At 64.4% G+C, this 17352-nt stretch carries 12 protein-coding genes; 8 read left to right on the top strand and 4 right to left on the bottom strand.

The features are described 5' to 3' along the window. Positions 1-9: 9 nt before the first annotated feature. The 3 genes from NCS02_RS18785 (at position 10) to NCS02_RS18775 (ending at position 6913) form a co-directional block, all read left to right on the top strand. Entirely contained in the window at positions 10-1290 is a 1281-nt protein-coding gene (locus NCS02_RS18785; RefSeq protein ID WP_250503083.1) for a DUF445 domain-containing protein, read from the top strand. Between the two features lie 862 nt (positions 1291-2152). Further along, the gene (locus NCS02_RS18780; protein ID WP_250503082.1) at positions 2153-4090 is read left to right on the top strand and encodes an amylo-alpha-1,6-glucosidase; all 1938 of its coding nucleotides are present in this window, start codon (positions 2153-2155) and stop codon (positions 4088-4090) included. An 84-nt stretch (positions 4091-4174) separates the two neighbouring features. Beyond that, entirely contained in the window at positions 4175-6913 is a 2739-nt protein-coding gene (locus tag NCS02_RS18775; RefSeq protein WP_008352950.1) for an MGH1-like glycoside hydrolase domain-containing protein, read from the top strand. 71 nt (positions 6914-6984) lie between these two features. On the opposite strand, the gene NCS02_RS18770 is transcribed toward NCS02_RS18775, so the two are convergent. Further along, positions 6985-7401 (bottom strand): hypothetical protein, encoded by a 417-nt coding sequence (locus tag NCS02_RS18770; RefSeq protein WP_250440703.1) that lies wholly within the window; start codon positions 7399-7401, stop codon positions 6985-6987. Beyond that, positions 7391-9706 carry an FdhF/YdeP family oxidoreductase gene (locus NCS02_RS18765; protein WP_250503081.1) on the bottom strand — a complete coding sequence of 772 codons (2316 nt, stop codon included), beginning with the start codon at positions 9704-9706 and terminating at the stop codon, positions 7391-7393. The genes NCS02_RS18770 and NCS02_RS18765 overlap by 11 nt, the downstream gene beginning before the upstream one ends. A 151-nt stretch (positions 9707-9857) precedes the next feature. Here NCS02_RS18765 and NCS02_RS18760 point away from each other — a divergent pair, with 151 nt between their 5' ends. From NCS02_RS18760 to pdxR, 5 genes are read left to right on the top strand one after another with little or no spacing between them, the layout of a single operon-like run. Continuing rightward, positions 9858-11288 (top strand): aminotransferase-like domain-containing protein, encoded by a 1431-nt coding sequence (locus NCS02_RS18760; RefSeq protein ID WP_175979496.1) that lies wholly within the window; start codon positions 9858-9860, stop codon positions 11286-11288. Continuing rightward, on the top strand, positions 11285-11548 hold the full coding sequence (locus tag NCS02_RS18755) for a helix-turn-helix domain-containing protein (protein WP_250503079.1): 264 nt from the start codon (positions 11285-11287) through the stop codon (positions 11546-11548). The genes NCS02_RS18760 and NCS02_RS18755 overlap by 4 nt, the downstream gene beginning before the upstream one ends. Before the next feature lie 47 nt (positions 11549-11595). Then, on the top strand, positions 11596-11814 hold the full coding sequence (locus NCS02_RS18750; protein WP_008352954.1) for a ribbon-helix-helix domain-containing protein: 219 nt from the start codon (positions 11596-11598) through the stop codon (positions 11812-11814). Then, positions 11808-12173, top strand: coding sequence for a type II toxin-antitoxin system VapC family toxin (locus NCS02_RS18745; protein ID WP_008352955.1), 366 nt, complete (start codon positions 11808-11810; stop codon positions 12171-12173). The genes NCS02_RS18750 and NCS02_RS18745 overlap by 7 nt, the downstream gene beginning before the upstream one ends. A gap of 21 nt (positions 12174-12194) precedes the next feature. Continuing rightward, the gene (pdxR, locus tag NCS02_RS18740) at positions 12195-13646 is read left to right on the top strand and encodes a MocR-like pyridoxine biosynthesis transcription factor PdxR (protein WP_250503078.1); all 1452 of its coding nucleotides are present in this window, start codon (positions 12195-12197) and stop codon (positions 13644-13646) included. A 10-nt stretch (positions 13647-13656) separates the two neighbouring features. On the opposite strand, the gene NCS02_RS18735 is transcribed toward pdxR, so the two are convergent. Together NCS02_RS18735 and NCS02_RS18730 are read right to left on the bottom strand one after the other, a co-directional pair. Beyond that, the gene (locus tag NCS02_RS18735; protein ID WP_008352958.1) at positions 13657-14796 is read right to left on the bottom strand and encodes a TAXI family TRAP transporter solute-binding subunit; all 1140 of its coding nucleotides are present in this window, start codon (positions 14794-14796) and stop codon (positions 13657-13659) included. Between the two features lie 223 nt (positions 14797-15019). Next, positions 15020-16966, bottom strand: coding sequence for a zinc ribbon domain-containing protein (locus NCS02_RS18730; protein ID WP_250503077.1), 1947 nt, complete (start codon positions 16964-16966; stop codon positions 15020-15022). Positions 16967-17352 lie beyond the last annotated feature (386 nt).

Genomic DNA, 17352 nt, shown 5'->3' with positions numbered 1-17352 from the left:
CCGACATAGATGGAAACGCAGGACAAAGCCGTCGCGCTGAGAAGAATGAAATGGTTCGCCGCCGGGCTGCTCGTCGCGGCCGGCGCCTTGTTCGCGCTCGCGAAAAGCCAGCACGATGCGGGCGCGTGGGCGTGGGTGTCGTCGTTCGCGGAAGCCGCGATGGTCGGCGCGCTCGCCGACTGGTTCGCGGTGGTCGCGCTGTTTCGGCATCCGCTTGGCGTGCCGATTCCGCACACCGCGATCCTGCCCGCGAACAAGGCGCGCGTCGCGGACAACCTGGCCGTGTTCGTTCGCGACCGTTTTCTCGGCACCGATGCGCTCGTCGCGCGCGTGAATGCGTTCGATCCGGCGAGCCGTCTGTCGATGTGGCTGGCCGAGCCTGCCAATGCCGAGTTGCTCGGCAAGAAGGCCGTGGGCGCGGTCGGGCAACTGCTGTCTTTCGTCGATGACGAGCGCGTGAAGTCGATGCTCTACGAGACGCTGCGCCGTCGCGCGGAGTCGTTCGATCTGGCGAGCGCGACGGGAAGCGTGCTGTCGACGCTGATATCGGACCGGCGTCATCAGTTGCTGCTCGATGAGGGCCTGAAGCAACTGGCCGGGTGGCTCGACAAGCCCGAAGTGCAGGAGATGCTCGCGACGCGCATCGTCGCGGTGGCGGGCGAGGAGTATCCGAAGCTCGTCGGTATGCTGGGATTCGTCGGACTGAATGCTGAAGACCTTGGCAACAAGTTTGCGGCCGGTCTCGTGCGCGGCGCGAATCAATGGCTGCACGATGTAAGCAGCGATCCCGAGCACGAACGTCGCAAGGCTTTCGATGCGGCTGTGGAGCGGTTTGTCGAGCGGTTGAAGACGGATCCGGCGTTCAAGGCGCGCATCGACGAGCACAAGCGTGAGTGGCTGGAGCGGCCCGAGTTGCGGGCATACGTGAACGGGCTGTGGGACGAGTTCATCGCGTGGCTCGATGCGGATATCAAGCGGCCGGATTCGGCGCTGCATGCGAAGGTCGTCGCGATGGCGGGCGGTTTTGCCGAGGCGCTCGGCAGCGATCCGGCATTACGCGAGTCGATTAACGAGCATATGCGCGATGCTTTGAAGGCGCTTGCGCCGGAGTTGCGCGATGGCATCGCGAAGCATATTGCCGCCACCGTCAAGCAGTGGGACGATGCGACGCTCGTCAGGGATGTTGAGCTTAATATTGGGCGGGATTTGCAGTTCATTCGCGTGAATGGGACGCTTGTGGGAGGCGCCGTCGGGATTTTGATTCACGCTGTGAGTGTGGTTCTTGGTTGATTTTGTTTCTTCGCTGGATCCCGTGATTGTGTCGGGTCGGGGTTTCGCCGGATCCCGTATTCGCGTCGGTCTATTAGCGTTGCCCCTGTGCGGGGCGGCACTTACTTTCTTTGCTGCTGCAAAGAAAGTAAGCAAAGAAAGCAGCTACTGATACGCCCGCGGTCACACGCAATTTGGGTAGTCCTCTCGTCGATCGTGGGCTGCCTAAAGAGTGCCCTCATAGGCCCCATCGGGCTTGGCTCGCGCACGGTCTGAACCATCGCACCACACACCAAACTGGTTCAGCACCAAATAGCTCCAGCCCGCTTCGCGGCCGACCGGTCCATCGGGGATGCATGTGCTTCTCTACTAACGTCTCCATCTCACTGCAATCGCCGCACGTTGGTTTCCCTCGCATACCGGGCGGCAGCGCGTAGCGCTGTGCCGGATGTATGATTGCTGGACCCGCGCGTTGTAACTACTAGCTAGTCAGACCGTGCGCGAGCCAAGCCCGGTGATTGTGATGAGGGCACTCTTTAGGCAGCCCACGATGGACGAGAGGACTACCCAAATTGCGTGTGACCGCGGGCGTATCGGGAGCTGCTTTCTTTGGTTACTTTCTTTGCAGCAGCAAAGAAAGTGACTGCCGCCCCGCACAGGGGCAGTGCTAATAGACCGACACGAAAGCGGGATCCGGCGAAACCCCGAGCTGCCACGAAAGCGGGATCCGGCGAAACCCCGAGCTGCCACGAAAGCGGGATCCGGCGAAACCCCGAGCCGCCACGAAAGCGGGATCCGGCGAAACCCCGAGCCGCCACGAAACCGGGATCCGGCGAAACCCCGAGCCGCCACGAACACGCAATCCAGCAAAAAAAACAAAACCATGACACGCATCGAACGCACCGATGAATCGCCGATCGACGCTGCGCGTCTGGAAGACGAATGGCTCGAACCCGATGCTTACGGCGGTTTCGCCTCCGGCACGGTCGGCACGATGCGCACACGTCGCTACCAAGCGCTGCTGCTGACGGCGACTCAACCGCCCGCTGGCCGTGTCGTGCTCATCAACGGCATGGAAGCATGGCTCGAAACGGGCAACGCGCGTATCCCTCTGACGATGCAGCGCTACGCCCCCGACATCCTCTATCCCGACACGACGGCAAGCCTCCTTTCATTCGATACAGATCCGTGGCCCACATGGCGCTACCGCATCGGTCACGACGACGCAACGATCATCGTCGCAGAAGCGTTCGTTGCAAAGGAAGCCCGCCAAACCGTCCTGCGCTGGCGTCTCGAGGGCGCATCGAAAGCGGCCAAGTTGGAAGTCCGCCCGCTGCTCTCAGGCCGCGACTACCACGCGCTGCACCACGAAAACGCGGCATTTTCCTTCGATGCCACACTGGAAGGCGAGCGCGTGCAATGGCAGCCGTATGGCGATTTGCCGACGATTTGCGTCACGTCGAACGGCGCTTACGATCACGCCCCCGACTGGTATCGCAACTTCTGCTACGTGCGCGAACGCGAGCGCGGACTCGATTTCACCGAAGACCTCGCGACGCCCGGCATCTTCAGCTTCGATCTCGCGCGCGGCGAAGCCGTGATGATCCTCCACGCGCACGCCGGCCACGACAAGCCGTTCGAAGACAGCGCGCTCGCGCACGCATCGCATCTCGCCTCGCGGGAAAAGGAACGGCGCGCGGCGTTCGGCTCGCGGCTCGCGCGCAGCGCCGATGCGTACGTCGTCACGCGCAATGTCGGCAAAACGATCATCGCGGGCTTTCCGTGGTTCACCGACTGGGGCCGCGACACCTTCATCTCGATGCGCGGCCTCCTGCTCGTGTCCGGCCGGCATCAGGAAGCGGAATCGATCCTGCTCGAATGGGCCGATACGATTTCCGAAGGCATGGTGCCGAACCGCTTTCCGGACAGCGGCGGCCTGCCCGAATACAACTCCGTCGATGCCTCGCTGTGGTTCGTCGTCGCCGTGCACGATTATCTGGCGACGGGGCACGCGCACGCGGCGACGACAAGCCGCCTGCAAAGCGCCGTCGATGCGATTCTCGACGGCTATTCGCGCGGCACGCGCTTTCGCATCGCCGCCGATGTGGACGGTCTGCTGCGCGCGGGCGTGCCCGGCGTCCAGCTCACATGGATGGACGCGAAGGCAGGCGACTGGGTCGTGACGCCGCGTATCGGCAAGCCGGTAGAGGTGCAGGCGCTGTGGATCAACGCGCTCACGATCGCGAGCGCGTGGAATCCGCGCTGGCAGGCGTTGCGCGATCAGGCGCAGTTGTCGTTCGCCGCGCGCTTCGTCGATCCGGACACGCATACGCTCTTCGATGTCGTCGACGTCGATCACGAACCCGGTCGCGTCGATCGATCGATTCGCCCGAATCAGATCTTCGCGGTCGGCGGCTTGCCGTTTCCGCTCGTCGATGGCGATATCGCGCGCGCGGTCGTCGATCAGGTCGAAACGCAACTTCTCACGCCGCCCGGTTTGCGCACGCTCGCGCCGTCCGATCCGGCCTACAGGGCGAACTACGCGGGCGGCGTGCTGGATCGCGATGGCGCGTATCACCAGGGCACCGTCTGGCCGTGGCTGATCGGCCCGTTCGTCGAGGCGTGGGTGCGCGTGCACGGCGCGGCGGGCGCGCGCGAGCGTTTTCTGACGCCGCTCTACGCGCATCTCGATCGCTACGGTCTCGATCACGTCAGCGAAGTCGCCGATGCCGATGCGCCGCACACGCCCGGCGGGACGCCGTTTCAGGCGTGGTCGCTCGCGGAGCTCCTGCGCATCGAAAAGCTGCTCGGCGCAACCTAGCGCGGCGCGCGCGGGCCGGCGTCAAAACGCGCTAAATTACGAGACTTGCCCGTCGTTCAGCACGCCGCCATCGAGGAGTCGCCCATGTCGAAATCGCGCCCCGTCAACCAGCTCGAAACCGTCGAGGGCCTGAGGCTCCATTCGAAGGACTGCCCACGCTGGCAGCGCTGGGGACCGTATCTGAGCGAACGCCAATGGGGCACCGTGCGCGAGGACTACAGCGAATTCGGCACCGCGTGGGAATACTTTCCGCACGATCATGCGCGCAGCCGCGCGTATCGCTGGGGCGAGGACGGTATCGCCGGTTTCGGCGACGACAAACTCAACTGGTGCATCTCGCTCGCGCTCTGGAACGGCTGCGATCCGATCATCAAGGAGCGGCTCTTCGGTCTGACGAACCAGGAAGGCAATCACGGCGAGGACGTGAAGGAACTGTACTTCTACATCGACGGCACGCCGACGCATTCCTACATGCGCATGCTCTACAAGTATCCGCATGCGGCGTATCCGTATGCCGATCTCGTCGATGAAAACGCGCGGCGCGGCGCCGACATGCCCGAATACGAAGTGCTCGACACGGGCGTGTTCGACGACGCGCGTTACTTCGACGTGCAGGTCGAATACGCGAAGCACACGCCGGACGACATCGTGATGCGCGTGACGATCGAGAATCGCAGCGACGTGCGGGCCGCGCTCGACGTGCTGCCGCAAATCTGGGCGCGCAATACCTGGTCGTGGAAGCCGACGCCGATCAAGCCCTCGCTGAAGGTGGAAACGGTGCAGGGCGAAGGCACCTACGTGCTCGCCGAACAGGGCGCGCACGAACCGATGGTCGTCACCGCGTGGTCGCCGGACGCGAGCGCGATGGAATGGCTCTTCTGCGAGAACGAGACCAACGTCAGGCGTCTCTTCCACATGGAAGGCACGGGACCGTTCAAGGACGGCTTCAACGATTACATCCTGCAAGGCGACGAAGACGCGATTCGCCGCGACAAGGGCACGCGCGCGGCCGCGCACGCGCATCTCGAACTGGAGCCGCTCGGCAAGGCGGTCGTGTATCTGCGCTGGCGGCCCGAGTCCGCGCCGGACGCCGTGCCGCTCGACGTCGATGGTCTCTTCGCGCGACGCATCGCGGAAGCCGACGAGTTTTACGGCGCGCTGCAGCACGATATCGCCGATGCCGATCAGCGGCTCGTGCAACGCCAGGCACTCGCCGGCATGCTGTGGTCGAAGCAGTACTATCAGTTCGATGTGACGCGCTGGCTCGACGGCGATCCGCTTCAGCCGAAGCCGCCGAAGCAGCGGCGCACCGGACGCGATTCGGACTGGCGGCATCTGTGCAACGCGGACATCGTGTCGATGCCGGACAAGTGGGAATATCCGTGGTACGCGTCGTGGGACCTCGCGTTTCATGCGGCGGCGTTCGCGCTCATCGATCCGGAGTTCGCGAAACGTCAGTTGCTATTGCTCGTGAAGGACCGCTATCAGCATCCGAACGGTCAATTGCCCGCGTACGAATGGGCTTTCGGCGATGCCAATCCGCCCGTGCACGCGTGGGCGACGTGGCGCGTCTACGAGATCGACCGCGCGATCACCGGCAAGGGCGATCGCGATTTTCTGGAACTCGTGTTCCACAAGCTGCTGCTCAACTTCTCATGGTGGGTGAATCGCAAGGATGCCGACGGCAAGAACATTTTCCAGGGCGGCTTTCTCGGCCTGGACAACGTGGGCATCTTCGATCGCTCGTCGCCGCTGCCGACGGGCGGCCACATCGATCAGGCCGACGGCACCGCATGGATGGCCGCGTACGCGCTCGATCTGATGCGTATCGCGCTCGAGCTCGCATACGCGAACAAGGTGTTCGTCGATATCGCCGTGAAGTTCTTCGAGCACTTCCTGTATATCGCGGAAGCGGTGAGCTGCGAGGACGATTGCGACACCGGTCTCTGGGACAGCGAGGACGAGTTCTTCTACGACAAGCTGCGCCTGCCCGACGGAACCAATGTGCCGATGCGCGTGCGGTCCATCGTCGGGCTGATTCCGCTTTTCGCCGTGCATGTGCTGGAGCCGAAGGTGTATCGCTCGCTGCCGGAATTGCGCGAACGGCTGCACTGGTTTCTCGAACATCGAACGGATCTTTCGAGGCTCGTGTCGCGCTGGAACGTGGCGGGTCAGGGCAACAGCGTGCTGCTGTCGCTGTTGCGCGGGCATCGCATGAAGGCGCTGCTCAGGCGCATGCTCGACGAAACCGAATTCCTTTCCGATCACGGCGTGCGCGCGCTGTCACGCGTGCATCTCGATAACCCGTTCGTCTTCTATCACAACAGCGAAAGCTTCGGCATCCAGTATCTTCCGGCGGAATCCGACTCGCGCGTGTTCGGCGGCAATTCGAACTGGCGCGGTCCGGTGTGGATGCCGGTCAACTATCTGCTGATCGAATCGATCCACGAGTTTCATCGCTATTACGGCGACGATTTTCGCGTCGAATATCCGACGGGCTCGGGACAGAAGTTTTCGCTCGCGCAAATCGCCGACGAACTCGCGCGCCGCGTGACCACGCTCTTTCTGCTCGACAAGAACGGCGAGCGTCCGGTGATGGCTGCCTATCCGCTGCTACAGGCCGATCCGCGTTCGCGCGATCTCGTGCTCTTTCACGAGTATTTTCATGGCGACAACGGGCGCGGCGTGGGCGCGTCGCATCAGACGGGCTGGAGCGGGCTCGTCGCGCTGTTGCTGCATCCGCATGCGACGGGGCCGTCCGGCGTCGTGCCGCTCGCCGGCGAAGCCGATGCCGATGTTCAGGAGTTCGCAGGAGCGAAATGAGGCGTGAATCGCGGTGGCATCGCGTTTTGCGGGGTTCGGCGAAAGTCAAGCGCCACAGGTCGAAAGCGTTGTTAGGAATTGTCTGGTATTACTGATCGCTCCAACTGCGTAAGTTTGTGGAAACACAAATTGATAACAGTCTGGAGGACAAAATGGCGCAGTCCATTAGCGCATATTCTCTCAGCGGCTACCAAATGGGCTTGGGCGCTGGCGGCCGCGCTCATATCGAACACGAACATTGCCCCCCGTTCGCCATCGTCATGCTGGTGTTCGCGGCCGCAATGCTCGGCGGCGTCTGGTTCAGCGGCGAATTCAACAGCTTCGCCGCCGGGTTGATCGCGTGGGCCGGCATCCTCGCCATGCTGGGCGCATGCGCCGATCGCTGGTTCAGCGGCGCCGCCGCGCTCGAACGCCGTATCCGTCAGCGCGAGAGAGCGCGATGCCGCGTGCTTGGCGGCATCGCGTCGCGCAGCGGTTTCAGGCAGCAATGGCCTGACTGGACGACGTCAGCAGCACGGGAATGGACTTCGACGTCGGCGTACCGGCGCCATCCGCAACCGATGACAGCGGCACGAGCGGGTTGGTCTCCGGATAATACGCACCGAGACAGCCACGCGGAATGTCGTATTCGACGAGCTTGAAACCGTCTACGCGACGCTCGATGCCGTCGTCCCACACGCTCGTGATATCCACCAGTTCGCCCGGCTCGAACCCGAGCATGTCGATGTCCTCGCGGTTCGCGAACAGCACGCGCCGCTGTCCGTACACGCCGCGGTAGCGATCGTCGAGACCGTAGATCGTCGTGTTGTACTGATCGTGCGAACGCGTCGTCATCAGCGTCATGAGACGGTCGCCGTACAGCGCACGGGCGCGGTGGATCGGCGTATCGACCGCGATCCTGTGCACGATGAACTGCGCCTTGCCGCTCGGCGTCTTCCAGACGCGATCGCGCGAGGCCACGCCGAGATGAAAACCGCCCGGCTGCTTCAGGCGTTCGTTGTAGCGCTCGAAACCGTCGAGCACTTTTTCGATGCCATCGCGGATCAGCGCGTAGTCGCCCTCATGTGCGCGCCAGTCGACCTTGGCCGAGCCGAGCGTCGCGTGCGCCATGCGTGCGACGATCGCGACTTCGGAAAGCAGATTCGCCGAGGCCGGCTTGTTCATGCCGTAAGAAATGTGCACCATGCTCATCGAATCCTCGACGGACACGCCTTGCGGCACGCCGTTCTGAACATCGATCTCGGTGCGGCCGAGCGTCGGCAGAATGAGCGCGTCGCGGCCGTGTACGAGATGGCTGCGGTTGAGCTTCGTCGTGATGTGCACCGTGAGATCGCACGAGCGCATCGCTTCCCAGGTGCGCGGCGTGTCGGGCGTCGCGATCGAAAAGTTTCCGCCCAGGCCGATAAACACCTTCACCTTGCCTTCGAGCATCGCGTGAATCGTTTCGACGACGTCGTAGCCATGCTCGCGCGGCGGCTCGAAATCGTAGGCCGCGCCGAGCCGGTCGAGAAACGCCTGCGTCGGTTTTTCCTCGATGCCGACCGTGCGGTCGCCCTGCACGTTCGAATGGCCGCGCACCGGACATAAGCCCGCGCCGCGCCGTCCGATATTCCCGCGCATCATCATCAGGTTCGAAAGCAGTTGAATGGTCGGCACGGAGTTCTTGTGCTGCGTGAGGCCCATGCCCCACGTCGAGATGACGGCGCGGCCTTTCGCGTAGATGTCGGCGAGATTCAGCAGATCGTCCATCTCCACGCCCGATTCCGCGATGATCGCGTCCCAGCTTTCGGCGCGCAGGTCGTCGGCGAAGGCGTCGAAGCCGACCGTGTGCTCCGCGATGAAATCGACGTCGAGCACGCGCTCGCCACCGTTCGCGCGCGCGGCGTCGTCGAGTTCGATCACGCGCTTCGCCACGCCTTTGATCAGCGCGAAGTCGCCGCCGACTTTCGGGCGGATGAACACCGAACTGATCTTCACGCCCTTCGGCGAGAGCATGTCGAGCGTGTGCTGCGGGCTCGCGAAACGTTCGAGGCCGCGCTCCTTCAGCGGATTGATCGACACGATGGTCGCGCCGCGTTTCACGCACTCGCGCAACTCGCCGAGCATGCGCGGATGGTTCGTCGCCGGATTCTGGCCGAAGAGCAGCAGCGTGTCGGCGTGTTCGAAGTCGTCGAGCGTGACGGTGCCCTTGCCGATGCCGACGGTATGCGGCAAGCCGCGGCTCGTCGCTTCGTGGCACATGTTCGAGCAATCGGGGAAATTGTTCGTGCCGTACATCCGCACAAACAATTGATACAGAAAAGCGGCTTCGTTGCTCGCACGGCCGGACGTGTAGAACGCGGCGCGATCGGGATCGTCGAGTTTCTTCAGATGCGAGGCGATGAGTTCGAACGCATCGTCCCAATCGATCGGCACATAGCGGTCGCGCTTTGCGTCGTAGACGAGCGGATCGGTCAGCCGGCCGTGCTGCTCCAGTTCGTAATCGCTCTGCGTCATCAGCGACGAAACCGTGTGCTCCTCGAAGAACGCGGGCGTCACGCGCTTGCTCGTCGCTTCGGCGGCGACGGCCTTGACGCCGTTCTCGCAGAATTCGAAGGTCGAGCCGTGCTCGCGGTCGGGCCACGCGCAGCCGGGGCAATCGAAGCCGTCCGGCTGATTCTGCTTGAAGAGCGTCTTGTAGTTGCCACCCGCCACCTTCTCCTTGACGAGATTGATGGCGACCTGCTTCAGCGCGCCCCAGCCGGCGGCGGGATGCGTATAGGGTTCGATGCGTTCTTCGGGCTTCTTGAACATGGCTTGTCGGATGATGCTTTTTGGCTTGCGATGTCGGAAGCGTACTGTGTTCCGAATCGCGCGCGGCGCACAGAAAATGCGAAATAGAAGGAGTACAGTTGCGTCGATTTGCCCTAGACTTGACGCATTGCCGCTTCAGAACGAAATCCAGTTGAAACTCTACGAAAAGCTCGCCGATGAAATCGAGGAAGCCGTGCGGCGCGGCGTGTTCACGCCCGGCGAGAAGATCGCGTCGGTGCGGCAGGCGAGCCAGCAGCACGGCGTGAGCATCAAGACGGTGCTGCATGCGTACGCGATCCTGGAAAGCCGCGGGATTCTGGAGACGCGTCCGCAGTCCGGCTATTTCGTGCGCGCAAAACCGCAGGCGGGCGCGGCGCACAGTCAGCCGACGCGCGTGATCGCGACGGCATCGGAAGTCGATGTGAGCCGGCTCGTGCTTTCGACGTTGCGCAGCATCCGCGCTCACGACGCCGTGCCGTTCGGCTCGCCGTATCCCGATCCCGAGCCGTTTCCGTGGCGGCGCATCAACCAGTACGCGAACGCGATCGCGCGGCGGCAGGCGAGTTGGAATCTCATCGACGATCTGCCGCCCGGCAATCCCGAGCTGATTCGCCAGATCGCGCGGCGTTATGCCGAAAACGGCGTGCCGGTCGATCCGGAGGAGATCGTCATCACGGTCGGTGCGACTGAGGCGATCAACCTGAGCCTGCAGGCCGTCGCGCAGCCCGGCGACACGGTGGCCGTCGAATCGCCGACTTACTACGCGATGCTGCACGCGATCGAGCGTCTCGGGATGCGCGCGATCGAAGTGCCGACGCATCCGGCGGAAGGCATCGACATCGACGCTCTGGCGCGGATCATCGGACGAAGAAAGATCGCCGCGTGCATGGTGATGCCGAACTTCCAGAATCCGCTCGGCTTCCAGATGCCGGACGAGCGCAAGCGCCGGCTCGTCGAATTGCTGTCCGCGCACGATATTCCGGTCATCGAAAACGATGTCTATCACGAGCTTTATTACGGCGATGCGCGCCCGTCGACGCTCAAGAACTTCGATACAAAAGGGCTCGTGCTGCATTGCGCGTCGTTTTCGAAGAGTCTGACGGCGTCGTACCGGATCGGCTGGGCGATGCCGGGACGGTATCGGGCGCAAGTCGAGAAGCTCAAGTTTCTGAACACGTTGACGACGCCATCGGTGCCGCAGGTCGCGATCGCGGATTATCTGCGGCAGGACGGCTACGACCGGCATCTGCGGCGCGTGCGCAAGCTGTATCGGCAGCAGTCGCGCATCATGAGCGCGATGGTCGAGCGCTTCTTTCCGGCGGGCACGCGCACATCGGCGCCGCAGGGCGGCTATGTGCTATGGGTGGAATTGCCGGAGCGCGTCGATTCGATGCGGCTCTATCGCGCCGCGCTCGACAGCGGCATCACGGTCGGACCGGGCTACATGTTCTCCACGCGCAACGCCTTTAGCCATTTCATCCGGCTGAACTACAGTTATCCGTGGACCGCGCAGAGCGAGGCCGCGTTGCGGCGGCTCGGCGAACTCGCGGGCAGGGAGATCACTATGGGGATTCGCGCATGAACGATGACATCGATCCGGCGCTCGTCGCCGTGCTGACACAGCTTTGGCGCGCACACACGGAAACCCCGGAACGCGCGTGGTCGCTCGCGAAATTGGCGAAGCAGTCCGGTTTGCCGATGAGCGCGTTGCGTCGGCAATTGACCGGGCTCGAGGAAGCGGGATTTGTCGAGGTGCGGATGAACGAGGATGGGACGGGCAGCGCGGGGTTGAGCGAGCAAGGCGTGACTTTGTGTCAGTCGATTTTCAGCGCAGGCGAATAAATGGGCTATGGTGATATACCATATGTATATCGTATAGCGAGGTATCCATGGGAAGGATCTTGATCGATTTGCCCGACGAACAGATAGACGAACTCGCCGCGATCGGCGAAGAGCAGCAGCGCCCGCGAGCCGCGGTCATTCGGGACGCGATCAGCGCGTACGTCGCGAGCAACAAGCGCCGTTCTGCCGTCGATGTGTTCGGCTTATGGCAAGAGCGAAAGATCGATGGATTGCAGTATCAGCGGGAGCTGCGCGAAGAATGGTAAGAGCGCTTTTCGACACGAACATCCTGATCGATTACCTGTTGGGAATCGATGCGGCACGCAAGGAGATCGAGCGTTACGAAGAGCGGTCGATCAGCATCATCACGCTCATGGAAGTTCTAGAGGGCGCCAAACCCGACAGTGAAGCGTCGCTGCGCGCCTGGCTGTCCACCTTCGATCTCGTGCCGCTCGATTCGGCCGTCGCGAACCTCGCAATCGGAATTCGCAGGAAATCGCGCATCAAGTTGCCGGATGCGATCGTGTGGGCGTCGGCGCAATCGGTGAATGCGCTGCTCGTTTCGCGCAACTCGAAGGACTTCCCGCCCGACGATCCGGGCGTGCGGATGCCCTATCAACTGTAGCCGCGTCGGTCGCCAGCACCCTTGGACATCCACATCACCCTGCACGGCCGCCGCGACCTGACCGGCCAGATCTACGGCCAGCTACGCGCGGGCATCATCGAAGGGCGGCTCGCCGCGAACGCGCGCCTGCCGTCCACCCGCGATCTCGCCGCGCAGCTCGGCGTCTCGCGCAAGACCACGCTCGATGTCTTCGAGCGGCTGATCGCGGAAGGCTTCTTGCGCACGCGCGCCGGCGACGGCACGTTTGTCGCTGAAGGGCTCACGCGCCTGCCGACCGCGCGCACCGAACCCGTATCGGCCCGCGCCCGCGCCACCGGCATCTGGCGCAAGATGCCCGAGCGCATGGCGATGCCGATGCCGCCCGCCGACGAAACGCTCGACTGCGATTTCAAGGGCGGCGTAACCGACAAATCGCTCTTTCCCTACGACGCCTGGCGACGCTGCCTGAATCAGGCACTGCGCACGCAGGCGCGCGCGGGCGGCGGCGTCGCGGGTTATCGCGATCCGGGCGGCGAGCAGGCGTTGCGGCTCGGCATCGCGCGTTATCTCGCGTTCAGCCGCGCGGTCGTCTGCAACTGGCAGGACGTGATCGTCACGCAGGGCGCGCAACAGGCGCTCGATCTGCTCGCGCGCGTGACGATCCAGCCGGGCGATGTCGTCGCGGTCGAAGAGCCGGGTTATCCGCCGGCGCGGGCGCTTTTCGCGGCGCTCGGCGCGCGCATCGCGCATGTGCCGGTCGATGGCGAGGGCATCGTCGTGAGAAAGCTGCCGCGCAACACGCGGCTCGTCTACGTCACGCCGTCGCATCAGTTTCCGCTCGGCATGCCGATGAGCCTCGAGCGGCGCGTCGAGTTGCTCGAATGGGCGGGCAAGCGCGGCGCGGTGATCGTCGAGGACGACTACGACGGCGAATTCCGCTTCGAAGGGCGGCCGGTGGAATCGCTGAAGAGTCTCGATCGCGCGGGACTCGTCGCGTATGTCGGCACGTTTTCGAAGACGCTCTTTCCCGATCTGCGGCTCGGCTACGTCGTGCCGCCCGCGACACTCTCCGAACCGCTCTGGAACGCAAAGCAGATTTGCGACTGGCACAGCTGCATGCTGACGCAAACCGCGCTCGGCGCGTTCATGCTCGATGGCGAATACGCGAAGCATCTGCGCCGCATGCACAAGGCGTACGCGGAACGCCGCGCGCTGTTGATCGAACGTCTGCAAGGCGAGCTCGCGCCTTGGTTCGAGCCGCTGCCCGCGACGGCGGGCATCCATCTCGTCGCGCGGCTCGCCGGTTCGGTGCGGGAAGACGAGGTCGTCGCGGCGGCGCGCGCCGTATCGGTCGGGCTGTACGGCATACGCGCGTTCTACGCGGGCGAGCCGGCGCAGCAAGGCGTGCTGCTCGGCTACGGCGGGACGCACGTCACGGCGATCGAGCGCGGCGCGACGCGCCTCGCCGCGCTCATGCCGACGCTCGTCCGCTAGCTTCGCGGCGTCACTGATCGCACAACAACAGCAGCTTTTCCTGCGCGGAACACGCCGCTTTTTTCGGCTTTTGCGCGGCCGCGTCGGCGTCGCGCGTCGCGACCTTGCGCGTCGGATTCTGCGCTTGCTCGGCGGCCGCCGTGCGCTGCGCGATGCACGCGCGCAAGTGCTTTTCCATCGGCGGATAGTATTTCCAGCCCTTCGTGAGCGGCGGCAGTTCGAGATGCACCTGCTTCCACTTCGGATGGCCGTTCGCCTGCAGCGTGTCGAAGTTCGAGCACAGCGAATCGGCGAATTTCGACAGCGCGCCGACCGTGCCGCGCAAACCGTAATCGTAGGTCACGAGAAACGCCTTCACGGTGAGCGTCGGCGTGTCTTCCTGAATCCAGTTCGGATAACTCGTCGTGCGGATCGTCGCCGGGAAATAGGTCTGCTTCGCGCGCGCGGTTTCCTGCGCGTTCGGATCGAGGCGCAGCAGCCTGATCTGCTTGAGCAGCTCCGGATTCATGTCCTGAAAGAGCTTCGCCGGCTGCCCCGCGACGATCACCGCCACGTCGATCTTCCCGACGATCAGCCGCGCGAGCGAATCCTCGTTGTTGAGATGCTGCTCGTTGGCTTCGGCGATCGGTTCGCCGAACATCAGCCGATACAGCGTCTCCGCCGATTGCGCCGTGCCGCTGCCGATCGGCCCGACGCTGATGTTCTTGCCCTTGATCTCGTGGATGTACTTCATCGGCGAGTCCGCGCGCGTGACGAAGTAAATCTCTTCGTCGTAGAGCGGCATGATGAGCCGCAGCGGCTTGATGATCTTGCCCGCGTCCGCATTGCCCGAGGTCGCCATGTCCATGTACGCCTGATACACGTCCGACTGCACCAGCGCGAACTTCACGCCGGGCTCGTAGCGCATGCGCTGCACGTTCTCCGCCGACCCTTTCGACGGCAGCACTTCCAGTTCGATGCCGGCCGGCTCGGCGACGTACTTCGACAAGTCCTGTCCGATCTGGATATACGTGCCGCGTTCCTGGCCCGTCGTGATCTTGTAGGGAATCGGATCGGCGGCGAAGCTCGATCCCGCGCCGATCATCCCGGCGATGGCGAGAAGCGTCAGCGCGCCCCGTGCGGCGTTGCGCATGTATTTCGTGGTGAACATGATTGACCCTTAGTCGGAGTTGGACGGGTGCTTTTTGAAACTCGCACGATGCGGGAATCGTCCGCGTCGCGCGCAATCTGCTCATGCGCGGGCACTCGCATGCGGCCCGGCGCGAAGATGCGCGGCGCGTGCTTGCGGTGCGTCGGTGTTGTCTCTGCGTGTTCTTGTAGTTGCGTCGTTCTTGCGTCGTTCTTGTGCGTTTTTTTGCGTTTTTTTGCCGTTTTCAGCGCGACGGCGGCTTCGAGGCCGAATCGCCGCCGCTCCAGCCGTATTGCTTGATGGCGCGTTCGAGTTCCTCGGACTTGTCGGAGTCGACATGCGAGCCGGCCGGCACCGTGGCGAACTGCGGCGACGCGCCGGTCGTGGCCGCGGCCTGCGTGCTGCGCGTCGCGACGTTCGTCTGCACGACGGGCTGGGCGACGGCTTGTGCGACGGCCGCGGGCGGACGGGGCACGGCTGCTTGCATCGTCGCCGTCGATGGCGGGAGCGCGCTGCTCTGATTGCCCGATTGCGGTGGATGCGGCACGGCGGTGCGCGTCGGGGGCGCGGACGGCTGCGGCGGATCTTCGCCCAGGTAATACGCGCCGCGCGGATTGGCCGGACGAGCGGCTTGCTGCGGCGGCTCGTCGCCGATGTAATAGGGCGCGCGCGGGTTCGCGGCACGCGAATTCGCGGCGGAAGGCTGGGCGCTTTCTTCGCCGAGATAATAGGGCGCGCGCGCCGCTTGCGTGACGGGCGGCGGAGCGGCCTTCGCAGCGGCCGGTTGCGACGGCGCGGGCACGGCGGCTTGTGTCGTGGCCGGTTGTGGCGTCGCCAGGGGCGTCGGCAGGGGCGTCGGTTGGGGCGTCGGTTGCGTGGCCGCTTGCGGCGCGGGCGTGGGCATCGTCATCGTCGTGGCGACGGTCGGCGCGGGCGGCGGATTGATCGTCGTCGCGGTGATCGCGGCGGTCGCCGCCTGGCCACGCGCGATTTTCTCCGCGCGCGATTCGTAGGCAGCGTCGTCGTCGGCCCAGCGCGCGGCGGTGCTGCGTTGCACCGTGCGCCTGTCCGGCGTGGGCTTCTGAGCAAACCCGTTCGTCTTCGCGGCCTGCGCGGCCGCCGCTGCAACGTTTGCCTGCGCGGGAAGTTGAGCGGGCGCGGCAGCCGCCGTGTTCGCGGCATCCGCGGCGGGCGCCGTGCCCGGCACGCGTTTGGCGAGCGCGGCCACTGCCGTCGGCGCGAGCCAGCCCGCGTGCGAAATCACGCGTTCGAGCATGGCTTGCGATTCGATGTTGCTGCCGTCGAGGGCGAGCGCCTCGCCCGCGTTCTGCTGCACGCACGCCCACGCGGACGTGCGCTCGCAGGCGCGCGCGAGTTGCAGCGCGGCGTCGCGCTGCGCTTCGCGCTTGACGAGCTCGTCCTTCAGCGATTCGTAGTCGGCGCGCGCCTGTTGCTGCGGCGGAAGCATTTTGAGCCGCGCGCGGGCCGTGGCGAGATCGTGCTGATCCAGCGCGACGCGCACATCCTGCAGCGCATTGCCGGACGGAGCGGCGGCCAACGGGCGCCGGTCCGCCGCGGCCGGTGCGGCAGGCGTGCCGGGCGCGTCGGTTGCGCCGCGCATCAGCGAACCGACCTTGGAGTCGATCACGCCCGAAACGCTGTGATCCGCGGATGGCGTGCTCGAACCGCCGTCCGAATCGCCAAGCTGGTAATAGAACGTCGCGCCGAGCAGCAACACGAGACCGCATGCACCGGCGATGACTGTCTTCTTCGTGTTCCACCGCTCGGAACCGGGCAGGGCGTCGGGATCGTTGCTGGAATCGGCGAAGGCGTTGCGTGCGGATTCCTCGGCGCGGCGCGCGCGATATTCCGCCGCCTTTTGCGCGATGCGCTCACTCGCGCGCTCCGTCCAGCGCGAGCGCATGCCCGGCTCGACGCGCCCGGCGCCATCCGAGTCGAGGGAAGCGGAAGAACCGGATGCGGACGCACCCGCCGATGCGAGCGGCGCCGATGCCTCTTCGAAAACGTTCTTGCGCGATTTGCCCGAGGCGGCCTCGCGCGTCTGGCCGAATGCGGCGCTTCGGTCTGCGCCGCAATTGGGGCAACTGTCGGCGTTCTTGCGCACCGTGCTGCCGCACCGCTGGCAGACGACGGAGAACATGGATGCGGGAAACGTCAGTCGCGTGGTCATGCTAAAGCCCTCGAAGGACGTGTGCGTGAGGTTGCCAAAATCGCGTGGCCGCCAATGCGCGCCGAGCCGTCGCGCCTGTACGCGGGAACGGCGTCCCGCGGCAGCAATCCTTCGTATTCTTTGTCCGCGCGGCGCGCGCGCCAGCGGGAAACGACTATCCGACTATGGTTCAACCACTATCGGACGTCAATTGCCTTTCGCCCCTACTCCGGGCGGTGCTCTCGCTCACGATATTTCTGACATTTTGGGATCGCGGCGGCGGTTTTGAATCGCCAATCCTTAGCCGAAAAAAGACAACGGGGCGCGATCGCCGGATAACCCACTGATGTGAAAGCGATTCGAGCGCGTGATGAAACGTTGTAGCGAGCCCACGCCGAGTATGTCAA

This window comes from Caballeronia sp. NCF2 (assembly GCF_023631205.1).
Lineage (GTDB): Bacteria > Pseudomonadota > Gammaproteobacteria > Burkholderiales > Burkholderiaceae > Caballeronia > Caballeronia zhejiangensis.
This window is presented reverse-complemented; position numbering and strand designations above follow the sequence as displayed.